At 65.9% G+C, this 19757-nt stretch carries 15 protein-coding genes; 5 read left to right on the forward strand and 10 right to left on the reverse strand.

What is annotated here, in order from left to right:
* Positions 1-57: 57 nt before the first annotated feature.
* Both LFT46_RS01590 and LFT46_RS01595 read left to right on the forward strand, forming a co-directional pair.
* A complete protein-coding gene (locus LFT46_RS01590) occupies positions 58-678 on the forward strand; it encodes a TetR/AcrR family transcriptional regulator (RefSeq protein WP_236821091.1) in 621 nt (206 codons plus the stop codon).
* Positions 675-1724 carry a DMT family transporter gene (locus LFT46_RS01595; RefSeq protein WP_236800719.1) on the forward strand — a complete coding sequence of 350 codons (1050 nt, stop codon included), beginning with the start codon at positions 675-677 and terminating at the stop codon, positions 1722-1724. Before LFT46_RS01590 ends, LFT46_RS01595 begins: the two co-directional genes overlap by 4 nt.
* Here LFT46_RS01595 and LFT46_RS01600 read toward each other — a convergent pair.
* The 3 genes from LFT46_RS01600 to LFT46_RS01610 form a co-directional block, all read right to left on the reverse strand.
* Complete coding sequence (locus tag LFT46_RS01600; protein WP_236800720.1) at positions 1635-1931, reverse strand: DUF3040 domain-containing protein; 297 nt, start codon at positions 1929-1931, stop codon at positions 1635-1637. The genes LFT46_RS01595 and LFT46_RS01600 overlap by 90 nt on opposite strands.
* Positions 1932-2039: 108 nt before the next feature.
* A complete protein-coding gene (locus tag LFT46_RS01605; protein WP_236800721.1) occupies positions 2040-2564 on the reverse strand; it encodes a DUF488 domain-containing protein in 525 nt (174 codons plus the stop codon).
* A 119-nt stretch (positions 2565-2683) separates the two neighbouring features.
* Positions 2684-3727 (reverse strand): aldo/keto reductase, encoded by a 1044-nt coding sequence (locus tag LFT46_RS01610; RefSeq protein ID WP_236821092.1) that lies wholly within the window; start codon positions 3725-3727, stop codon positions 2684-2686.
* Between the two features lie 178 nt (positions 3728-3905).
* On the opposite strand from LFT46_RS01610, the gene LFT46_RS01615 reads away from it, so the two are divergent.
* Both LFT46_RS01615 and malQ read left to right on the forward strand, forming a co-directional pair.
* Positions 3906-4640 carry a GAF and ANTAR domain-containing protein gene (locus tag LFT46_RS01615; RefSeq protein ID WP_236821093.1) on the forward strand — a complete coding sequence of 245 codons (735 nt, stop codon included), beginning with the start codon at positions 3906-3908 and terminating at the stop codon, positions 4638-4640.
* Positions 4641-4802: 162 nt separating this feature from the next.
* Positions 4803-7025, forward strand: coding sequence for a 4-alpha-glucanotransferase (gene malQ, locus LFT46_RS01620; RefSeq protein ID WP_236821094.1), 2223 nt, complete (start codon positions 4803-4805; stop codon positions 7023-7025).
* A gap of 89 nt (positions 7026-7114) precedes the next feature.
* Here malQ and LFT46_RS01625 read toward each other — a convergent pair whose 3' ends face one another.
* Both LFT46_RS01625 and LFT46_RS01630 read right to left on the reverse strand, forming a co-directional pair.
* Positions 7115-10231: an alpha-amylase family glycosyl hydrolase gene (locus LFT46_RS01625; protein WP_236821095.1), complete on the reverse strand. Its 3117-nt coding sequence runs from the start codon at positions 10229-10231 to the stop codon at positions 7115-7117.
* Between the two features lie 229 nt (positions 10232-10460).
* Positions 10461-11537 (reverse strand): lactonase family protein, encoded by a 1077-nt coding sequence (locus LFT46_RS01630; RefSeq protein ID WP_236821096.1) that lies wholly within the window; start codon positions 11535-11537, stop codon positions 10461-10463.
* 226 nt (positions 11538-11763) lie between these two features.
* Between LFT46_RS01630 and LFT46_RS01635 the strand changes: the two genes are divergently transcribed.
* A complete protein-coding gene (locus tag LFT46_RS01635; protein WP_236821097.1) occupies positions 11764-12576 on the forward strand; it encodes a putative protein N(5)-glutamine methyltransferase in 813 nt (270 codons plus the stop codon).
* Between the two features lie 293 nt (positions 12577-12869).
* On the opposite strand, the gene LFT46_RS01640 is transcribed toward LFT46_RS01635, so the two are convergent.
* From LFT46_RS01640 to LFT46_RS01660, 5 genes are all read right to left on the reverse strand, one after another.
* Positions 12870-14915 carry an HNH endonuclease signature motif containing protein gene (locus LFT46_RS01640; RefSeq protein WP_236821098.1) on the reverse strand — a complete coding sequence of 682 codons (2046 nt, stop codon included), beginning with the start codon at positions 14913-14915 and terminating at the stop codon, positions 12870-12872.
* Positions 14916-15143: 228 nt separating this feature from the next.
* On the reverse strand, positions 15144-15560 hold the full coding sequence (locus LFT46_RS01645; protein WP_236800736.1) for a YtxH domain-containing protein: 417 nt from the start codon (positions 15558-15560) through the stop codon (positions 15144-15146).
* A gap of 126 nt (positions 15561-15686) precedes the next feature.
* Complete coding sequence (locus LFT46_RS01650; protein ID WP_142131436.1) at positions 15687-15953, reverse strand: GlsB/YeaQ/YmgE family stress response membrane protein; 267 nt, start codon at positions 15951-15953, stop codon at positions 15687-15689.
* 132 nt (positions 15954-16085) lie between these two features.
* Entirely contained in the window at positions 16086-16919 is an 834-nt protein-coding gene (locus LFT46_RS01655; RefSeq protein ID WP_236821099.1) for an aldo/keto reductase, read from the reverse strand.
* 35 nt (positions 16920-16954) lie between these two features.
* Positions 16955-19516, reverse strand: a complete 2562-nt coding sequence (locus tag LFT46_RS01660) for a rhamnogalacturonan lyase (protein ID WP_236821100.1) — start codon at positions 19514-19516, stop codon at positions 16955-16957.
* Positions 19517-19757 lie beyond the last annotated feature (241 nt).

Genomic DNA, 19757 nt, shown 5'->3' on the forward strand with positions numbered 1-19757 from the left:
CCGCGCCCCGATCCCGGGTAGTAGGTAGACTGGTATACCTACTACCCAAGGAGTCCCGTGACTGCTGCAGGCGTTCCGGTCACCCCTTCCACCGGCGTTGCGGCACGGCCGCGGCGCCCCGCCCGGGAGCTGCTGCTTGAGGCGGCTGCCCGCCTTTTCTATGCGAACGGCGTGGCCGCTACCGGAATCGATACCATCACCGCCGGAGCGGGCGTTGCCAAGAAGAGTCTCTACAACAACTTCAGCTCCAAGGCAGACCTGGTGGCGGGTTACCTCGAAGCCCGGCACGGGGAATGGCTGGGGCTCTACCGCAAGAGGCTGGAATCGGCCCACACCCCGCGTGAACAGGTGCTGGCAATCTTCGATGCGTACCTGGACCACGCCAACGTCGCATACCAGCACGGGTTCCGGGGCTGTGGGCTCCTCAATGCCGCAGCGGAGCTGCCCGCCGGGGATCCGGGCAGGGTCGCGGTGCGCCGCCACAAGGAGGAGGTGCAGCAACTCCTCGCGGAAAATGTGGCCACCCTGCTGCCCGGACAGCAGGAACGGACGCGGGTAACCGCCGCTCACCTGGCGTTCCTGCTCGAAGGCGCCATGGCCAGGGCAGGCCTGGAAGGAACCGGCGCACGCCTGAAGGAGGCGCGGCACATCGCCGGGCAACTGCTGGATGCCCTGTGAGCGGCAGGCAAAACCACCCGAAGGCCCAACTCTGGGGTGCCCTGGCCGTAGTGGCCGCATCGGTCCTCTGGGGCACCACTGGTACCGCTGCTACTTTCGCCCCAGGCGTGAGCCCGCTGGCCATCGGCGCTGCGGCGATGGGCCTGGGCGGTTTGCTGCAGGCCCTTTACGCGGCCCGTCATTTAGCGCGCCATTCGGCCGCCCTGCTGGAGCGGTGGCGCCTGGTGTCGCTTGGTGCGGTGGCCGTGGCTGTCTACCCGTTGGCCTTTTACACCTCGATGCACCTGTCCGGCGTAGCCGTGGGAACCGTTGTCTCTATTGGCTCCGCTCCGGTGGCGGCGGCCCTCATCGAACGCTTCGGGGACCGGAAACCCCTGAGCCGGCAATGGGTTCTCGGAGCCCTATTGGGAGTCGGCGGGGCGGCTTTGCTGTCCTTCGCCGGGCACGCACCGGCGGAATCAGCCTCCACAGGGGCGGGCGGCGATCCGTGGACCTCGACGGCGGGCATCCTCCTGGGGCTGCTGGCCGGCAGCACCTATGCCCTGTACTCCTGGGCCGCCCACCGGCTGACCGGCCAAGGGCTCACCGCCAGGGCCGCCATGGGTGCGGTGTTCGGGCTGGGCGGGCTCCTCTTGATGCCGGTCCTCGCGGCAACGGGCGGCCCGCTGCTGGAGTCCTGGCGCAGCGTCGGTGTGGGTGCCTACATGGCGGTGGTCCCGATGTTTGCCGGGTACCTTTTGTTTGGCTGGGGCCTTGCGCAGGTCGGGGCGAGCACAGCCACCAGCATTTCCCTGCTCGAAACGGTCGTGGCCGCCGTCCTGGCGGTGCTCGTGGTGGGCGAACGGCTTCCGGCACTTGGCTGGCTTGGCGCCGCCGTTGTCCTGGCCAGCCTGTTCATCCTCACGCCGCGGCGGAAGAGGCCCCGCCCGGGGCCGGGGCGCGTTGGACCAAAACTGTCAGCCGGTGGGCTGGCGCCCAGCGCTTCGGGCCAGCACAGTGGGGCCCAGCAGCAGGCAGGCGCCGAGCCCCAGCAACAGAATCCCTAGCACCACCGCTCCGGGCGCAGGGAGCCCCGCCCCGGCGATGATGAGCACCACGCCGATCAGGGCCGCTGCCATTCCAGGGAACAGTCCGGAGGGAAAACGGCGTGCGGGATAGCCGGACAGCAGCTCCATGGCCAGGTGGGGATCATCCGCGATCAGTCCCAGTTCCAGTTCCTTGAGCAGGCGTCGTTCCTCATCGGACATCGGCATGGCAGGCCCCTGTTTCCCTGGGAGGCGGTATCGATATTGACCGTAGGAGTGTTCTACCGGTTAGTCAATAGCACCAGAGGCAGTGAGCCGGGCCCCCGCGCGCCGGTGTTACCCGGCCACGTCGTAGCGCAGTTCATCCCCCATTACCCGCACGCCCTTGGTGGGTACATGCGGAACCGCCTTGCCCGGCGGCATCAGGTGCTCGACGGGCAGGCCGGCCAGCAGGAGGCAATGATCGGAAATGAGCCGGCGGTGGCAGCGCCACCAGACTGTTTCGCTGCACATGATCGCGGTCCGCGCCGCCTGCGAGCCGGCAACGAGTTCTGCAGCGGCGGCCAGGAAGTCCCCTGTGCGCATGTAACCGGCGTAGGCGCGGAACGATTCGTTCCGGAGGGCAGTATCGGGTGAGTCCGGGAGCAGCTTCCGGAACCCGCCCAGCCGTTTCTCCCAGCGGTAGCCGATGCCCGCGTCGGGCAGCCATTCCGCCATCATGTCCTTGCCGAAGTGCGGATGCTTGCGGCTGCCGGGCCCAATCCGCACGTCCACCAGCGATGTCACCCCCGCGCTCCCCAGCAGCGCGGTGAAGTCCGCCTGGGAGGCGGTGCCGTGACCTACCGTGAACAGGGTTTCCATCCCAGCCATCATAGGCAGGCGGATGGCGAGGGATCAGGCAGGCTGTGGCAGGCAGGGTACGACGGCGGCCGGCGGCTATGCGGTTCGCCGCTCCTTGGGTGCCGTCCCCGCCAACCCGGCTACCGCCGTCGTAGTTCCGCGAACTCGATCGAGGGGACAATGGCGCCCGCGTCCCGCTCCACGAAGTTGGTGCCCGGCGGCACCAGGTCGTCGATGGCGTCCAGGACGGACTCGCCCAGCCGGACTTTCGCCGCGCGGAGATATGCGTTGAGGTGTTCCTCGCTGCGCGGGCCGATGATCACGCTGCTGATGGCGGGGTGGGTCAGGGCAAAGCCCACGGCCAGGTCCACCAGGGACAGCTCCAGCTTGTCCGCCAAGCGGGCCAACGAGTCTGCGGCAAGCAGTTTCCGTTCACTGGCGGGCCCGGAGATGTCGTACCGGCCCGGCAAGGTGTGCACCCGGGTGGGCGGCTTGCCCGACTCCAGGACGAAGCTGCCGGACAACCAGCCGCCAGCCAGCGGGCCATAGGCAAGCACCCCCAGCCCGTACTGCTGCGCGATGGGCAGGACGTCCCGCTCATTGCCACGGACCAGCATCGAGTACGGAACCTGGTTGCCCAGGGGCGGGATCAGGTGGTTGGTGGTGGCCAGCCACTGCGCCTCGACAAGCTGCGCGGGCGTGAACACCGAGGTGCCGTAATACAGGATCTTGCCCTGGCGGATCAGGTCATTGAGGGTGGTGATGGTTTCCAGGACGTCGGTGTTGTAATCCGGCCGGTGCGCCTGGTAGAGGTCGATCCGGTCTGTTTGGAGCCGGCGCAGGCTGCCCTCCACGGCCTGCGTGATCCAGCGCCGGGAGTTCCCGGAGTGCGCGGGATTGGAGCTCATCTGGCCGTGGAACTTGGTGGCCAGGAAGACGTCGTCCCGGCGGCCGCGGAGCGCCCGGCCCACCACTTGCTCGGACTCGCCCTGGGAGTAGACATCCGCGGTATCAATCGCCGTGATGCCCGCGTCCAGCGCGGCGTGGATGATGCGGATGCTCTCATCCGCACCTGTGGGGGCGCCCTGGGGGCCGGTCCCTTCGCCGAAGTTCATGGTGCCAAGGGTGAGGGGACTGATGGGGGTTCCGGACCTGCCGAACACCCGCAGTTCGCTGAGGCTCATCCGTGGTCTCCTCCATCTGGTTGCCATGCCTTGGGGTCGTCACGAGGCTACACAGATTCGGCAGGCCGCCGCAGAATCCAGCCTTAGTCCTTCGCTTTTCGTCGCACGGAGTAACGCGGGCAGCGGGAATGACGTTTTGTGGCGCGCATGCGGTGGGGAAGAGCGCCTATATTGAGGCATGAGCACCCCTACAAGTGGCGATGAGTTCGTCCAACTGCACGACCTCATCATTGGCAGCAGCAACGTGGCTGACTTCCTGACTGAGCTCTCCACGGTGGCCGCTTCAACGCTCAGTGAATCTGCTGGTGTCTTGATCGAGTGCGGGGTGACGCTCCGGCGCCGCAAGCGCACAGCCACCATTGCCGGCAGCAGTGAACGGGCCGTCGTCCTGGACAAGCTGGAACAGGTTCTGGGGGACGGGCCGTGCATCGCATCACTGGACGCCATGAAGCCGATGGTCCTGTCCGATGTGCGAACCGATACCCGTTGGCCCGCGTACCAGATAGTCCTGGCCGAGAACGGCTGCCGCAGCGCTCTTGGCGTTCCGCTTGCCCTTGATGAGCATCAGTCGGCCGCCCTGAACTTCTTCGCAGCGGAGCCGGATGTGTTTGGCCCCGATGTCGTCCACCGTGCCGAAGGGTTCGCGGACCTGGCCGGACGGGCGTTGCGGCTGGCGCTCCGGATTGCGGACGCCCAGAACCTGGCGGATGACCTGAAGTCAGCGATGGAAAGCCGCACCACCATCGACATGGCCTGCGGGGTGATCATGGCGCAGAACCGGTGTTCCCAGGAGGAAGCCATGGCCCTGCTTACCAAGGCGTCCAGCCACCGGAACCAGAAGCTGCGGGACCTGGCGGGGGAGATCATTGGGCGCGTGAGCGACGGTGCGGTGAGTACGCACTTCGATCCGTAAGCCTGTGACCCCGTCCCGACCCGCCTGCGTGCAGCCCGGGTTTCGCCTCCGCGCCGCCCTGCAATAATCTGAACCAACGGTTGTGCATGGGGGTGTCAGCGCCCGGGTACAACAACAGCAGCACTGTAAGTTCCGGGACCATCACAGACGAGGCGGACACCCATGACGGCTTCAGACCAGCAGCACGCACCACGGCCAGCCATGCCCGCTGACCCTCCCGCCGCTGGCCCTGAACGCGTGGATCCGCACCTGCTGCAGCAACTGGCCGACGCACACGGCGTGGGTACGTCCTTCCAGGGGTGGGACGGGCTTCCCCACTCCGTTGCGGAATCGACTCTGGTCAAGGTGCTCGCCGCCCTGGGCGTTGACGCCCGTACCAACCAGCACATCGAGGCTGCGCTGGCCGAGGCGGAACTGGCGCCGTGGCGACGGATGCTGCCGCCCGCCGTCGTCATCAAGCAGGGCGAACCCGCGCAGGTGCCGGTCCACGTCCGGGACGGCGCCCCCACGCGCCTAACCGTCACGCTCGAAGCGGGAGCCGGACTGCGGGAGGCGGTCCAGCAGGATGTCTGGGTACAGCCCCGTGACGTCGACGGCGTCTCCACCGGACGTGCCACCTTCTCCCTTCCCGAGGATCTGCCTTTGGGCTGGCATACCCTGCACGCGGAGTCGGAAGGCGCCACTGCCACCGCAACCCTGGTGGTGACGCCGGCACGGCTGGCCACGGCGAAGCCGCTGGAGGAGCGCCGCGGCTGGGGCCTGGCCACGCAGCTGTATTCCGTCCGTTCAAAGCGGTCGTGGGGCATCGGTGACTTTTCCGACCTCGCAGACCTGGCCGCGATCAGCGGCGCCCGCGGCGCGGACTACGTCCTGGTCAACCCGCTCCATGCGGCGGAGCCGGTGCCGCCCGTCCAGCCCTCGCCCTACTCGCCCTCCACCCGCCGGTTTTTCAACCCGCTGTACATCCGCATCGAGGCCATCCCCGAACTGGCATACCTGCGTCCGCGGAAACGTGCGGCGCTGGAAAAGCTCCATGAGGAAGCGGCAGGGCTGAACAAGGAAGGTGCCCGGCTGGACCGGGACGCCGTGTACGCAGCGAAGCTACAGGCCCTGGAAATGCTGTACCACACGCGCCGATCACCCGCCCGGCAGGCCGCCTTCGATGAATTCTGCCGCCTCTCCGGCAGCGGACTGGAGGATTTTGCGCTCTGGTCCGCCATCCGCGAGGACCTCGCACCCGGCGATCCGCTCTGGAAGGACCCTGCGTACGCCATTGGGACGCCCGAGGCGGAGGCGCTCCGGGAGAAGCTGGCGGACCGGATCGGGTTCCACCGCTGGCTGCAGTGGATTTGCGACGAGCAGTTGGAGAACGCTCAGCGCACCGCGCTGCGGTCCGGGATGCGGCTCGGCGTGGTGCACGACCTCGCCGTTGGTGTGGATCACAGCAGCGCCGACGCCTGGACGCTGCGCGGCGTGCTGGCCCCCAACACCAGCGTGGGCGCCCCGCCGGACATGTACAACCAGCAGGGCCAGGACTGGGGCCAGCCGCCGTGGCACCCCGCCCGGCTGGCGGAAGCCGGCTACCAGCCGTTCCGCAACATGCTGGCCAACGTGCTCCGGCACGCCGGGGGCATCCGCGTGGACCACATCCTTGGCCTGTTCCGGCTCTGGTGGATTCCCATGGGGAACGCTCCAGGGGACGGCGCCTACGTCCGCTACGACCACGAGGCCCTGATCGGCATCCTCGCCCTCGAGGCGCACAGGGCCGGGGCCGTGGTGATTGGCGAGGACCTGGGCACCTTCGAGCCGTGGGTGCGTGATTACCTCGCGGCCCGCGGCATCCTGGGCACGTCCATCCTTTGGTTTGAGTACGACGGCGATTCACCCCTTGCGCCCGAAAAGTACCGGACGCAGGCGCTGGCCAGCGTGAACACCCACGACCTTCCGCCCACCGCCGGCTACCTCGCCGGGGACCACGTGGGGCTGCGGAGCAGGCTGGGGCTGCTGGAACGGTCCGAGGAGGAAGAACGCGCAGAACATAACGCCTCGTTGGAGAAGATGTTCGCCCTGCTGCGCGAGCGCGGTTACCTTTCCGAGGGCGCTCCCGGAAGCGCGACCGGGCAGGCAACGGAGGAACACACCATCGAGGCACTGCACCTCCTGCTTGCCCAGGCGCCGTCGGTACTGCTCGGGGTGGCCTTGGTGGATGCGGTGGGGGAGCGGCGGGTCCAGAACCAGCCCGGCACCACGGAGGAGCTGTATCCCAACTGGCAGGTTCCGCTGGGCGGCCCGGACGGCAAACCGGTCTACCTTGACGACCTTCCCGGCAACAAGCGGTTCAATGCACTGCTCGCGGCGGTCGAGGGAGCAATGCACCGCCAATGACCTGTCCGGGCCCTAAGCGGACGTGAAAACACCGTGGCCCCGCCGCTCCTGGAAGCGGCGGGGCCACGGTGTTTGTTTCGGGGCTGGAACTAGCCTGCGGTGATCACGTGCGTGAAGTGGTCGTACCGGAAGGTGGCCGGACCGCCATCGTGCTTAAAGACGATGTTGGCCCCAGGCGTTGCGCCTCCCGCCCCATAGCTCACGTCCCACGATTTGTTGAGCGCCGCCTTGAACTCGTAGCTTCCTGCCGGGAGATCCGGCACGGTTAGTTTCCAGACGAGGTCCGCCGGGTCGAGCACCAGCTGTGCCTGGGTGCAGGACGGCTCCCAGTCCGAGGCGCAGCCCAGTTCGCTGTCCATGCTTCCGGCTACCGCGACGGCGCCCGGTTGCTGCGAGGCGTATACGGCGCTGAGCAGGTGGGTGCTGTTGTCGTAACGGAAGGTGACGCGCCCGCCGGGGTGGTCCAGCACGATGTTCTGCCCGTTGAGCTGGCTATCCGCGCCGTAGTTTTCGTCCCAGCTGCCGTTAAGCGCGGCCTTGTATTCGTACTTCCCGCTCGGGAGGTCTACGGTCAGGCGCCAGATGCGGTCTGCCGGGTCAAGGACCATCTTTGCCTGCGGGCAGGCCGGATCCCATTGGGCGCTGCAGCCCATTGCCTGGTTGAGCGATCCGGCAACCGTGACCGAGTCGGGCTGAGGGGCCTGGCCTACAGTGACCGTCCTCGTCCCGCTGGTCACGCTGAAGCCCGTGCCGGTCATGGCGGCCCGGTACTGGACTTTCGTGCCATCCGCCAGCGCGGACACGTCATCGGTCGCCGAGTAGACGGGCGACGACGAGTCAGTGCCCACTGCGGTCCATTCCCCGCCGTTGACGCTGCGCTCGAACGACACCACATGGCTGGCCTTCTCCGGATCAGCGGTGGCGCTCAGTTCGACTTTGCCTTCCACGCTGCTGCCCTCGGCGGGCTTCTGCAGGGTCAGGACGGGGGCGGGGACGCTTGCTGAGCGGCTCTGGCTGGTGGCGGTGTGGCCGCCGTTGTCCAGCACCGTGGCGCGGTACTCCAGCGGGGTGCCGGCGTCCAGGGCCGCCACGTCGTGGAACACCTGGTACGGTGCGGTGTCGTCGGTGCCGATCGGCTGCCAATCTCCGCCTGCCGTCCTTGCTTCAAAGGTGACCTCGTAGAACGAAGCACCGTCGACGTCGGCCGTTACGTTGATGCGCCCGTTGTCACCTTGGGCGGCGGCGGGCTGCTGGAGGGCGACGGCGGGGGCTGCCTTGGAGTGCGGGATCCGTCCGGAGGATTCGTAGACGACGGCGGAGAGCGGCGGCACGGTCACGGTCAGTTTCGCGTCGTCCGAGGTCTTCACCTCGTCTGCGCCCTGGCCGTAGATGCGCGTGTAGCTGCGCTTCGCGATGTAGGTGGGGACCTGCGCCGTCTGCGGCTGTGCGCTGTTGTTCAGGGCCACCACGTATTCGCGCTGGTCCTGCGCGTCAGTGCGGGAGAAGGCGTAGATGCCGGGCCCGTCGGAGGCGTAGCGGTGCTGGTGGGCGCCGTTGCGCAGGGCCGGGTGTTCCTTGGTGAGGGCCGCCAGTTCCTTGATCTTGGCGTAGAGCGGGTGGTCCGGGTTGAAGTTGTCGGTGGCGTGGGTGGCGTCCGTGCCCAGCAGGTCGTCGTCAAGGTAGTCCGGCACCTTGCTGGCGAAGAGCGTCTGGCGCGCATCCTGGTCACCGCCGGGGCCGGTGAAGCCCTGTTCGTCGCCATAGTAGACCACCGGGTTGCCGCGGGAGAAGTACATCAGCTCATGGGCCAGTTCGTCCCGGGCCACCTTCTCGGCATCGGTGGCGGCGGGATTGTCCTGCGCGATGAAGCTGCCGATGCGGCCCATGTCATGGTTGCCCAGGAAGGTGGGCAGTTCGTAGACGTTGGAGTCGGCGTCGGTGTACCAGTCGTCTCCGGCGAAGAAGGCCTGCAGCGCCTTGGCGTCCTGGCTCTTGGAGGCGAAGTTGCGGGCCGCGTCCTGGAAGGGGAAGTCCAGGACCGCCTGCATCTTGTTGCGGGTGGTGAACTGCGAGGTGAAGCTCTTGCTGGTGTCGAAGACCTCGCCGAACATGAAGAACTCGTCTTTGCCGTGTTCCTTGGCGTAGCTGAGGATGTTGGGGCCGAATTCCTGCCAGAACTCATTGTTGACGTGCTTCATGGTGTCGATGCGGAAACCGTCCACGCTGAAGTCACCGATCCAGGACTTGTAGATGTCCTCCATCCCATGCACAACGGTGGGGTTTTCGGTGAAGAGGTCATCGAGGCCGAAGAAGTCCCCGTACATGGAGTCCTCCCCGGTGAAGGTGGTATCGCCGCGGTTGTGGTAAAGCGTGGGGTCGTTTAGCCAGGCCGGAACCTTGAGGTTCTCCTCCCCGGGGGCCAGGACGGGCTTGTAGGGGAACGAGGTGTTCGCGTCGAGCTTGGGGAAGGTTCCGGTGCCTGCGTAGTCGCGGTCATCGAATGCTTCGCCGGAGGCCGTCTTGTAGGGGACGGCGTCCTTGGACACGTAGCCCTTGCGGTCGCCCTCCTGGTAGCCGATGACGTCCGCTGTGTGGTTGGTGATGATGTCGAAGTACACCTTCATGCCGCGGGCGTGGGCTTCGTCGATGAGGCTTTTGAGTTCGTCATTGCTGCCAAGGTGCGGATCGATCTGGGTGAAGTCGGTGATCCAGTAGCCGTGGTAGCCGGCCGACTTGTCCTCAGGCTGGACGGCTTTGTTCTTGAAGCTGGGGGTCAGCCAGATGGAGCTGGTACCGAGTCCCTGGATGTAGTCGATCTTGCTGCGCAGGCCGGCCAAGTCCCCGCCGTTGTAGAAGCCCTTCTTCGTCGGGTCGAAACCGGAAACCATGGGGTCCGGGCCCAGCCCGCCCTGGTCGTTGGCGGTGCTGCCGTTGCTGAACCTGTCCGCCATGACGAAGTAGAAGTTCTCGTCGGTCACCGGACCGCGGAGCGAATGGAGGGCGGACACGGACCCGTTGCCTTTTATGCCGGTGCCGTTGGAACCAGCGCTGTTGGTGCCGGGGCCATCCGGACTCGGCACGGCATGGGCCGGGAGGATTGCAACGGAGAGGGCGAGGCCGGCTGCCAGGAGGCCGGCTGCCGATCGGGCGGCGGCGGCACGTGCGCAGGTTCGCCGGCCGGGGGCGGATTGTGTTCCTGCCGGCATTGCCAGCAGTTGGGCGCGTGGGGGCGCGCCGGGAGGGATGCGGAATAACAAGGGTGAGACCTTCCTGGGAAGCAGCGCTGCTGTACAGGCTTGCCGTTGACATGGGGATGCGGCAGGAGGGTTCACACGACAGCACACTGTCGTGTGAACCGAGTCACAACTGTAAGCGCTTGCACTGAATTACTCCAGTGTTTAGGGAAGGTCAGTTAGGTTGGGGCTGCCCGGCGCTCTAGCTAGCAGTCGCAGGAGTGGTTGCAGGCCCGGTTGCAGGCACCAGGGCCGTGGGCGATGGGGTGGGCAGGTTATGCAGCATCGGGCCTGGGAGGCCGGTGGCAGGATCCAACTCGAAGGTGGCGATGTTGTCCGACCGTTCGTGAGCCACGTGCAGCCAGCTTCCCCGGACCAGGTGGTGCCGCGGCCAGTTCCCGCCGCTGTCGATGTCCTTGACGGGGATCAGTTCGGTGCCGTCAGCTGCAACTTGCAGGACGCTGATGACGTTTGAGCCCCTGACGCCGGCGTAGGCAAAGTTTCCCTGCGGGTCAAGGCAGATTTCGGCGGCGGAGTCGCCTTCCTGGCTGCCGCCCGCCGTTGCCGGTCCACGGAATACCAGCTCATAGGTGCCCGCTTCGGGGCGGACCACGAAGACTTCCGCAGAGTATTCAGACACGATGAAGACGCTGCCGGAGGGGTGCTCCACCATGTGGCGCGGGCCGCTGCCATAGGGGAGGACCACCTCATGGTCGGCCACCAGTCCGGTTCCCGGCTCGTAGTTCCAGATGCGGAGGGTGTCGTGGCCCAGGTCCGTGGTCATGACGCGGCCGTCACGCAACATAAGGCTTGCGTGGGCCCGGCTTTGCCTCGGGTTTCCAGGAGAAAGGGCGCTGTGGGGGTCAACCGACGCTGCAGCGGGGAACCGACCGGTCATGCCGCCGTCGGCATCCAACTCGTAGAGGAGGACCTGACCGTCGCCCCAACACGCGGCGGTGACAAAGCGGCCGCCGGGGTCGACGGCAACGTGACAGGTGGCTTCGCCGGCAGCCTGTGGTTCCCCGGACGGTTCCAGGCCGAAGTCCCCCAGTCGCCGGTACGCTTGCACCTTCCTGCGCTGCTCGGCCGCCGCGTACACCACTGGCAGTGTGGGGTGCACCGCCACAAACGATGGCGACTGGGCCTCCACTGCCGTCCCTAACCATTCGAGGCTTCCGTCCTGGTGCGCGCGGGCGGCACCGATGCCGTCCGCGCGGCCGCCGCCGTCGGGAGTATAGGTGCCGATCCAAATGATGTTGCTGGCTGCCCCGTTGGTCATGGTTCCATCCTGCCAACAGTTGGCCACTATTTCCTGATACCAGGCCGCCGATTAGCATGGGATTTCCGACAGCGGCAAAGGAGGTGGGTGACATGACGACTGCATTCATCTCGATCGTGCCATCCCTGCGCCGTTCGGAGAACTGGGCCTAGCCGGCGTGGAGTTGCCCGCAGCCTCACCGGAGAGCGCCGCTCTGCTTCCTCCCAAATCGCGGGCTGTTCACACCTTGTCCACATCACCTGGCTTCGACCAGGTCGTCTCCCTGCTGCGGTCGGTGGGTTGTGTGTTTGCTGAAGAGGAAGCCGCGCTCCTGTTTGCCGAGGCGACCACCACCACGGAACTTTCCCGGAATATCCAGCGCCGGATGGAGGGGGTTCCCTTGGAGCACATCTTGGGCTGGGTGGATTTTGCAGGTGCCCGGGTTTCGGTTGAGCCCGGCGTTTTCGTGCCACGGCGCCGCACGGAGTTGCTGGTGCGCGAAACCTTGAGCGTGCTGCGGGACGATTCGCTGCCGGCATCCCCGGTTGTGGTCGACCTCTGTTGCGGTTCCGGTGCGGTGGGAGCTGCCATTCTCCGTCAAGCCCCGCAGGCGGAGTTGCATGCGGCGGATATCGAGCCGGCAGCGGTGCGGTGTGCCCGGCGTAACTTGGAACCCCGCGGTGGCCGGGTGCATGCCGGGGATTTGTTCGAGGCTCTTCCACTTGGACTGCGTGGCCGGATCCGGATCCTGACTGTTAATGCTCCATATGTGCCCACGGTAGCCATCCGCACCATGCCGCCGGAAGCGCGCCTTTATGAACCTGCGGTTTCACTCGACGGCGGTCCTGATGGCCTGGACTTCCACCGACGGATTGCTGCTGAAAGCATCCGATGGCTGGCTGCAGGCGGTCATGTCCTCATCGAAACCAGTAGGCGGCAGGCAGCCGGCACCTCCGAAATCCTGGCCGCAGCCGGGTTCGCCATACGGACGGCTCGTGCGGAGGAACTGGATGGGACCGTGGTTATCGGACGCCCGATTCCGGCGCGTATGCGGCGTTAGGTCTCACCGTTCCAGCACAGTCCAGACCGAGACCCGTCAATACGAGGCGGCGTTAGCTTCCCGCCTTTAAGCTCAGTGCCAGACCAAGGAGCCGTTCAAATCCTGGACGGCATTAGCTTCTCCCTTTGCAGCTTAGCCTCACACAGAGAACCACCCAATCAAAGGCGGAAGGAGGCCCAACTGTTCGTACGCGCCCATCAGAATGGATCTTCCATGACGGCCTGGCCACCGCCGCGAGGTGGGGGCCAACCAACCGACGACCGAAGTAGCGCGGGAACTGCTTTGGGCAGGTTTCATTTGTGTGGGTGGGGTGGTGGTTTGAAGTAGTGGTTTTGTTGGGGTGTTTGGTGGGGGTCGAGGTGGGGTGGGGGGATAAAAGTGGGTGTGTGGTGGACGGTGGTGATGGTCCATTGTTCTTTGTGGATGAGGTGGTGGTGGTGGCTGCAGAGCAGGACGCCGTTGTTGATGGTGGTGGGTCCTTCGTGTGACCAGTAGGTGATGTGGTGGGCTTCGCACCAGGGGGCGGGGATGGTGCAGTTTGGGAAGGCACAGCCTTGGTCGCGGGCGGTGAGGGCCAGGCGTTGGGCGGGGGTGAAGAGGCGGGTTTTGCGGCCGAGGTCGAGGATTTCGCTGTTGGTGCCCAGGAGGGCGGGGATGATGTCGGCGTCGCATGCGGTTTTGCGCAGGGTGGCGGCGGCGACGGGCCCGGTGAACATGAAGGTGCCGGTCCCGGTTGGTTCGGGGTGGCCGGTGTCAGCGGCTGTTGCTGTGGTTGTGTCGGTTCTGGTGGTTGTGTCCGTTCCGGGTTCTGCTGTTTTTGGTTCTGCTTTTCCGGCGGGGGTGGTGGCGTTGGCTGGGAAGAGGTCTTGGTAGTGGATGGTGGCGATGATTTGGGGTCGGTTGCCGCCGGTGGTGGGCAGGGTGTTGGTGGTGAGGGCGGCTTTGGCGGCGGTGACGAGGCCGTCGAGTTGTTTTTGGGCGCGGGTGCGCCGGTCCAGGTCCGGCAGGTTGGTGGGCTCTGTTGCGCTGCCCGCTGCTGTGCTCCCCTCGGTGCCTGTGCCCGTGCCTGTGCCGGTGTTGTCTCCGGTGCCTGTGCCGGTGCCTGTGCAGCCTTCAGTTCCCGTGCCCGCCGTGTCGGCTGTGTCATTCCCTGTGCTTGGGCTGGTGTTGCCGGTGGTGGCGCGGGGGTTGGTGGCGGTGTTCATGACGGTGAGGAGGTGTTCGTATTGGTCGGTGGTGGCGAAGATTTCGAGGTGGTGCAGGCCGTGGCGGGGTTTGCGGATGAAGGCGCCTTGGGTGTGGCGGAGGGCTTCTTCGATGGGTTCGGTGCCGTCGGCGTCGATGGTGTCGGTCCAGCGTTGGGCCAGGCGGGTGAGGAAGTCGGGGTCGGTGGTGGTGGCGGCTGTGGTGAGGTGGTGTTCGATCCGGTCCAGGGTTTCCGGGGTGGTGTGGTGGTGGAGCCGGTCCAGGGTGGCGGTGATGATGGTCGCTGCGTGTGAGGACACCGCCGGGCCCGGCCCGGTTTCGATGGTGGTCCCCTCGACGGTGGTTGCGGTTTCGGTGTTGTTCCCGGTGGGGGTGAGGGCGGCGGCGAGGTGTGGCCGGGTTGGTGGGAGTGGTTCGCCGGTGAGGCTGGTGCCGGGCAGGACGTGGTGGGCGAGGGTGAGGCGGCGGCGGGCTTCGCGGATGGGGATCTGCAGGCGCAGGCGGAGGAACTCTGCGGTGTTCCGGCACCCATCATCGGCCGGGGAGACCACCAGTGGGCGGCCGGGCCTGGAGGGTGGGCCGGGCCAGTTGGCGTCGGTTTCGCGCACCGAACCGGTTCCGGTGAGTGTCCCGGTCACGCACGCCGCCACGGTCTGGTCCAGGGCGCCGGTGCTGGGGGTGTCGGTGTTCACGGTTCCAACACTGTTGGCGTCCGACCCGGTGATCCAGCCCGTGGACCGGCCTGCGGAGGACGAGGCTGCGCGGGACTGGGCTGCGCGGGACCGGCCTGCCCGGGTTTTGGCGGCTGCGGCGTCGTTGATGGCTTGGGTTCGGGCCCGGTCCACAGCCCCGGCTGCGAGGAGTTGGAGGTACTCGATGGAGCGGGCAAGGCCCTCGACCCGTGCGGCGAAATCTGCAGCTTCGGCATGGCTGGCGGTTGCCAGCAGGCCGGCGGCGGCCAAGGCCGCGGCTGCCAGCTGTGCGCCCAGCCCGTCCAACACGTCCTGCTCACCGGGCCCCGAAGCTGATGGCTGCACAGGTTCCTCGCTGGGGACCGGGTGAAGGTGGGCCGGGCGCGGCAGCCGACAGCCGGCGTCGTACGCCCTCCCAAGATCTTCCCCAATGGCCTCCATGACCCCACTCTGCCAGCCACCACCGACAATCAAGAGACCCCAAAACCCCTATGTGGAAAACATGGAGTTACGGCAGCGTCCGGGAATCTTTTCCGGAAGGTGCTGGATTAAACACTGCCGGCCGCCGCGTCCCCCAAGGATCGCGACGGCCGGCAAGGCGATTCAGTTGTAGCACAAAGCCTGCTCAGTCCCATGTCAAGCGGCGGTGACCGAGTAATGAAACGGGAATCAGGCCTTTGCGCCGGTCCCATCGGAGGTACCAAGATTGGTGGTTTCCGGGTGGGTGCTGTGCGCGGGGATGTGGTCTTCGCCAAGGCCGCCCGCGGCTGTTGTAGAGGTACCAGTGGAGGTACCGGCAGAAGTACTGGCCGCAGCGGAAGAGTCGCCGCTGGACGAGCCATCCCGGTTCACGGCAGAACCAAGCACTGTCCCTGCCCTGCGTGCGGCTTCGCCTAGCTGGCCCGCCACTTCAGGTGCTTTTTCCTTGATGGCCTCCGTAGCTACGGAAACTTTGTCCTGGACCGGCTTGCTGTCCCAGACGCCGGCCGCACGGGCCTTCAGCTTGTCGTAAGCAGCACGGCCTGACCGCGAGCCGAGGACATAGCCGACGGCAACGCCTACACCCAAAAGAAGCTTGTTTTTCACGATGAACTCCTGCTCTGCGAGAAGGTTGTCAGTCCCGGCGGAGGAGCCATGATGGCCCCTGCCGGAGAAAGTGAAAGCCGGCCCGGGGATGGTGTCCCCAGGCCGGCTTCCTGGCGTTTGCAGTTATTAGCCGCGTGCGCCGCGCTTGGTGACCATGCCGTAGATCGCAAGAACGATCAGCGAGCCAACAATGGCCAGCAGCCAGGTCTGCAGCGAGAAGAACTCCTGCAGTCCGCCGCCGAACAGGGCGCCACCGATCCAACCACCGAGCAGTGCGCCTACGACGCCCAGCACCATGGTGATGATCCAGCCGCCACCCTGACGTCCCGGAAGGATTGCCTTAGCAATCGCGCCGGCGATAAGTCCGAGAATCAGAAATGCAATAAATCCCATTTGTCGCTCTCTTCCAAAGTAAAGGAGGCCCCCATGTTCGGGAGGCACTTCGTCCTTCTGGCTCAATAGTAATCATGCTTACTATCTATTTGCCAACCCCGTTTTAGGAAAAAAGTGCTGTTCAGGCCGAGTTTAATGCCCCGTTTTGTCCGAGTCGTTGCCCGCTCCGGGGCCCTCGTCCAGGACCGAAAGTTCCGCTAGATCCTGCGGATCCAGGGCGAAATCGAACACGTCCAGGTTCTCGGCCATACGCTCCGGGGAAGCCGACTTGGGAATCGTTACCAATCCGTTTTGTATGTGCCACCGGAGGACCAGTTGGCCAGGTGTTTTTCCATGCTTTTCAGCCAGTTGGGAAAGGACGGGAGCACTCAGCAAACCTGCTCCCGAACCGCCCAGCGGACTGTAGGACTCAGTAACTATCCCATGCCGGGCATGGAATTCCCGCTCAGCAGTCCGGGTGATTGCGGGGCTGAGCTGGATCTGGTTCACCGCCGGCACCGCATCGGTCTCCGCCATCAGCCGCTCAAGGTGGGCGGGCTTGAAGTTGGACACCCCGATGGACCGGACCTTCCCCTCTGCCTGCAGCCGTTCAAACGTCTGCCAGGTGGAAACGTACTGGTCCCGGCCGGGGAGTGGCCAGTGGATCAGCAGCAGATCCACATAGTCAAGCCCCAGACGCTTCAGCGATCCCTCCAGGCCGGTAACAGCACGGTCGTGGCCCTGGTATTCGCCGTCCAGCTTGGTGGTGATGAACAGCTCGCTGCGGTCCACGCCGCTGGCGCGGATGCCGTTGCCAACACCCCGTTCGTTGCCGTACTTCACGGCGGTATCGATGTGCCGGTACCCGGCTTCCACGGCTTGTACGACGGCGGCTGCCACCTGTTCGTCGTCCAGTGGCCAGGTGCCAAGCCCCAGCTGTGGAATCCTGTTGCCGTCATTGAGTTCTATGAGCGGTGCAAGTGTCATGCCATCAGTCTCCCCTGTATCGGCGGTCCCGGCTCTCACTGCCCGGCATTCGAGAATGCCCTCAGGATATTGCCGGCGTTGTACTCCAGCGACACCCGGGCCGTATTTGATACCGTATCCGGGTTCTTCTGCTGCGCAAGGAAGTCCACGAACCGCTGCACGGCCTGGCCCGCCTTGGCCGGGTTACGGTCCTGGACCGCCTTTGCCGCCTGCTGCACGCTGGTGCCAAGCTGGCTCGCCACCGGACCGGAAACGTCCCCTGACTCCACCAGGTCCGCCAGAATGTCCTGCAGGGCCTTAATGCTGCCCGGAAGCCACGCGCTGCGCAGCGGGACGTTGCCGAACTTCATGTCGGACGCGAAGTAGAAGTCGGTGTAAGCCGGCTGGTTGTAGGCCGTGTTCTGGCGCGCTACCTCGGCGCGGTACTGCGGATCATGCATCAGGGTGTAGAGCTTGTGGTTGGTCACTTCCGTGCTCAGGTAGATCCGCAGGGCCGAGCTGTCCGCCGTCCGGACCACCATTTCCTCGCGCCAGTCGCCCATGATGTCCGCCACCAGGCTGGGAGTTCCCTTGGTGCTGTTGTTGGTGCGGGTACCGTCCGCCGTGAGCAGCCGGCCGCGCTTCCAGTCATCGATGGTGGGGGTCTGGTCCCCGGAGCCGTTGATGATTTGGGTGGTCATGTCCGCGGCCCATTTGATGCTCATGTTGGTGCCCGGTGCGCTGCTGGACAGCTTCCGGCCGTCGGCGGACTGCATGCCGATGGCCCAGTTTTCAATGCCGGGGACGGACGGGTCCACGTCGCCGATCATGCCGCGGCCCGTGTCCTTGCCGGAGTAGGCTCCGAACAGGACCTCCCCGGTGGCCGCGTCCCGCATGGCGTAGCCGTAGGGGGCGTACGCCGCTCCCTCGTGGACGGTGAAGATTTCCTTGCCGGGCCGGTTGGGGTCGATGTCGGTCACATGCATGGCGTCGCCGTGGCCCAGCCGGGCCTCTTGGCCGGGTGACGCACTGCCTGCCGGCAGGGTGTCGAAGGACGTGTACAAAATCGAGCCGTCGTCGTCGAGCGTTGCAGACCCGTACACAATCTCCTGCTTGCCGTCGCCGTCCACGTCCGAGGCACTCAGGGAGTGGAAGCCCTGCGTGGTGAGCTTCCCGTAGGTGGGGTCCGTTCCATCACGGCCGTGCGGGGAGTCGTTGAACGGGTTGGTCATGGGCGTCCAGTCCGAGTCCACGTGCCAAACGGGCGAAAGGTTTGTTCCGTCCCAGGTGTAGGTGGCGAGAGTGGTGCGGGTGTAGTAGCCGCGGGCGAAGACCGCCGCCGGTTTCTTGCCGTCCAGGTAGGCGACGCCGGCCAGGAACCGGTCCACGCGGTTCCCCGGCTCAATCCGCGCCATTGCATAGTCGCCCCACATCAGGCCGTCGTCCGTGCGCCCCGGGGTGTAGGCCACCGTCTTAAGTTCCTTGCCCGTGGCGCCTTCGAACACGGTCAGGTATTCCGGTCCCGACACGATGAAGCCCTCAAATGCGCGCAGGTTGTTGCGTGCACTGCGGGACGGGGCGTAGACGTCCATGAAGTAGTCGGTGAGCTTTTCCGCGTCAGCCTGGGAGAGGGGGTACTTGTACTGCGGGGCGATGCCGAAGGCTTCCTCAAGGGTGGCCGGCCAGCGGCCTGCCTTGACCTCCGGGTGCCCGGTCCAGCCCTGGAAGGTTTTCACCATGTGCTGGTAGTAATCCGCTGCGCTCATGCGGTAGTCGTCGGTGTTGGAGTAGCCGGCTTCGATATCGGATTGAAGCAGGGAGATGAACGAGCTGGCCGCCACGCTGCCGTCAGTGTTGAAGCTGGTGCTCTTGGTCCCCGGGGCCGTCTTCATCATCATCTCCGCCCGGCCGTCGCCGTCGAAGTCGTTCACCAGCAGCTGGGTGTAATGCGCGCCCGAGCGGATGTTGACGCCCAGGTCGATGCGGCTGAGGAGCGTCCCGTCTGCCTTGTAGGTGTCGACGTAGGTGTTGCCCGTGTAGCCCACCTGCGAGACGTCCTTGGAGTTGTTCGGGTCCCATTTGACGATGAACTCATACTGCCCGTCGCCGTCCACGTCCCCCACGGAGGTGTCATTGGCGGAGTAGGCGTAGGCCTGGCCGGCCGGGGTGACGCCGTCGGCAGGCTTCTTGAGCGGAACGTCCTTGAAGTTGCTGCCCCACGGCGTGGCGGTGGCGCTTCGGTCCACCTCGACGCCTCCGACGACGGCCCGCACCTGGTAGGCCGACCCCGCCGTTCCAGCCCGGTCCAGGAAGTTGGTGCTGTCCGTGACGGTGGCCAGTTTTTGGCCGTCCCGGTAGACGTTGAAGTCGGTGCCGGTAAGGCCGGTTGCGGAGGAGCCGGTTGCCTCGGTGCCCAGCAGCCGCCAGCTGAGGAACACGCCCTCGGAGGTGCCGGCGGCGACCAGGCCACGGTCAAGATGGTCCAGTTGGATGCCGGGACTAGCCGGCTTGGGGGAGGGGCCGACGGCGGAGGCCGGGGCTGCGAGGCAACCGACCGTAAGTGCCAGGCCGGCGGCGCCCACGGAGAGCAGGCGAACGGGGGTAAGGCGTGGATTCATCAATGAATCCTTTCAATTTTGATACCGGAAAACGCTTCCCCAGCAATCTAGCGGTGGGGAGGGGGTAGGGGAACCCTTGTTTTCCTGGCGCGGAGAGGGTATTTAGAACGTTGTAGAAGTCCGGAGGGCCTGCTGCTTTTGCAGCCGGCCCTCCGGATCAAGCGCCCCACCTCCACGCCGCGCGGTGCCGCTCGTGCGAGCCAGGTGTCCCGCGCCTGGCGGGCAATGCCTGGACTTGTCG

The organism is Arthrobacter sp. FW306-07-I (assembly GCF_021800405.1).
Taxonomy (GTDB): Bacteria; Actinomycetota; Actinomycetes; order Actinomycetales; family Micrococcaceae; genus Arthrobacter.

What these genes read in the sequence shown, in the direction of transcription:
- LFT46_RS01600 (WP_236800720.1), bottom strand. Translation starts at nt 1,931, where the DNA reads ATGCCGATGTCCGATGAGGAACGACGCCTGCTCAAGGAACTGGAACTG.
- LFT46_RS01605 (WP_236800721.1), bottom strand. Translation starts at nt 2,564, where the DNA reads ATGGAAACCCTGTTCACGGTAGGTCACGGCACCGCCTCCCAGGCGGAC.
- LFT46_RS01610 (WP_236821092.1), bottom strand. Translation starts at nt 3,727, where the DNA reads ATGAGCCTCAGCGAACTGCGGGTGTTCGGCAGGTCCGGAACCCCCATC.
- LFT46_RS01615 (WP_236821093.1), top strand. Translation starts at nt 3,906, where the DNA reads ATGAGCACCCCTACAAGTGGCGATGAGTTCGTCCAACTGCACGACCTC.
- malQ (WP_236821094.1), top strand. Translation starts at nt 4,803, where the DNA reads ATGACGGCTTCAGACCAGCAGCACGCACCACGGCCAGCCATGCCCGCT.
- LFT46_RS01625 (WP_236821095.1), bottom strand. Translation starts at nt 10,231, where the DNA reads ATGCCGGCAGGAACACAATCCGCCCCCGGCCGGCGAACCTGCGCACGT.
- LFT46_RS01630 (WP_236821096.1), bottom strand. Translation starts at nt 11,537, where the DNA reads ATGACCAACGGGGCAGCCAGCAACATCATTTGGATCGGCACCTATACT.
- LFT46_RS01640 (WP_236821098.1), bottom strand. Translation starts at nt 14,915, where the DNA reads ATGGAGGCCATTGGGGAAGATCTTGGGAGGGCGTACGACGCCGGCTGT.
- LFT46_RS01650 (WP_142131436.1), bottom strand. Translation starts at nt 15,953, where the DNA reads ATGGGATTTATTGCATTTCTGATTCTCGGACTTATCGCCGGCGCGATT.
- LFT46_RS01655 (WP_236821099.1), bottom strand. Translation starts at nt 16,919, where the DNA reads ATGACACTTGCACCGCTCATAGAACTCAATGACGGCAACAGGATTCCA.
- LFT46_RS01660 (WP_236821100.1), bottom strand. Translation starts at nt 19,516, where the DNA reads ATGAATCCACGCCTTACCCCCGTTCGCCTGCTCTCCGTGGGCGCCGCC.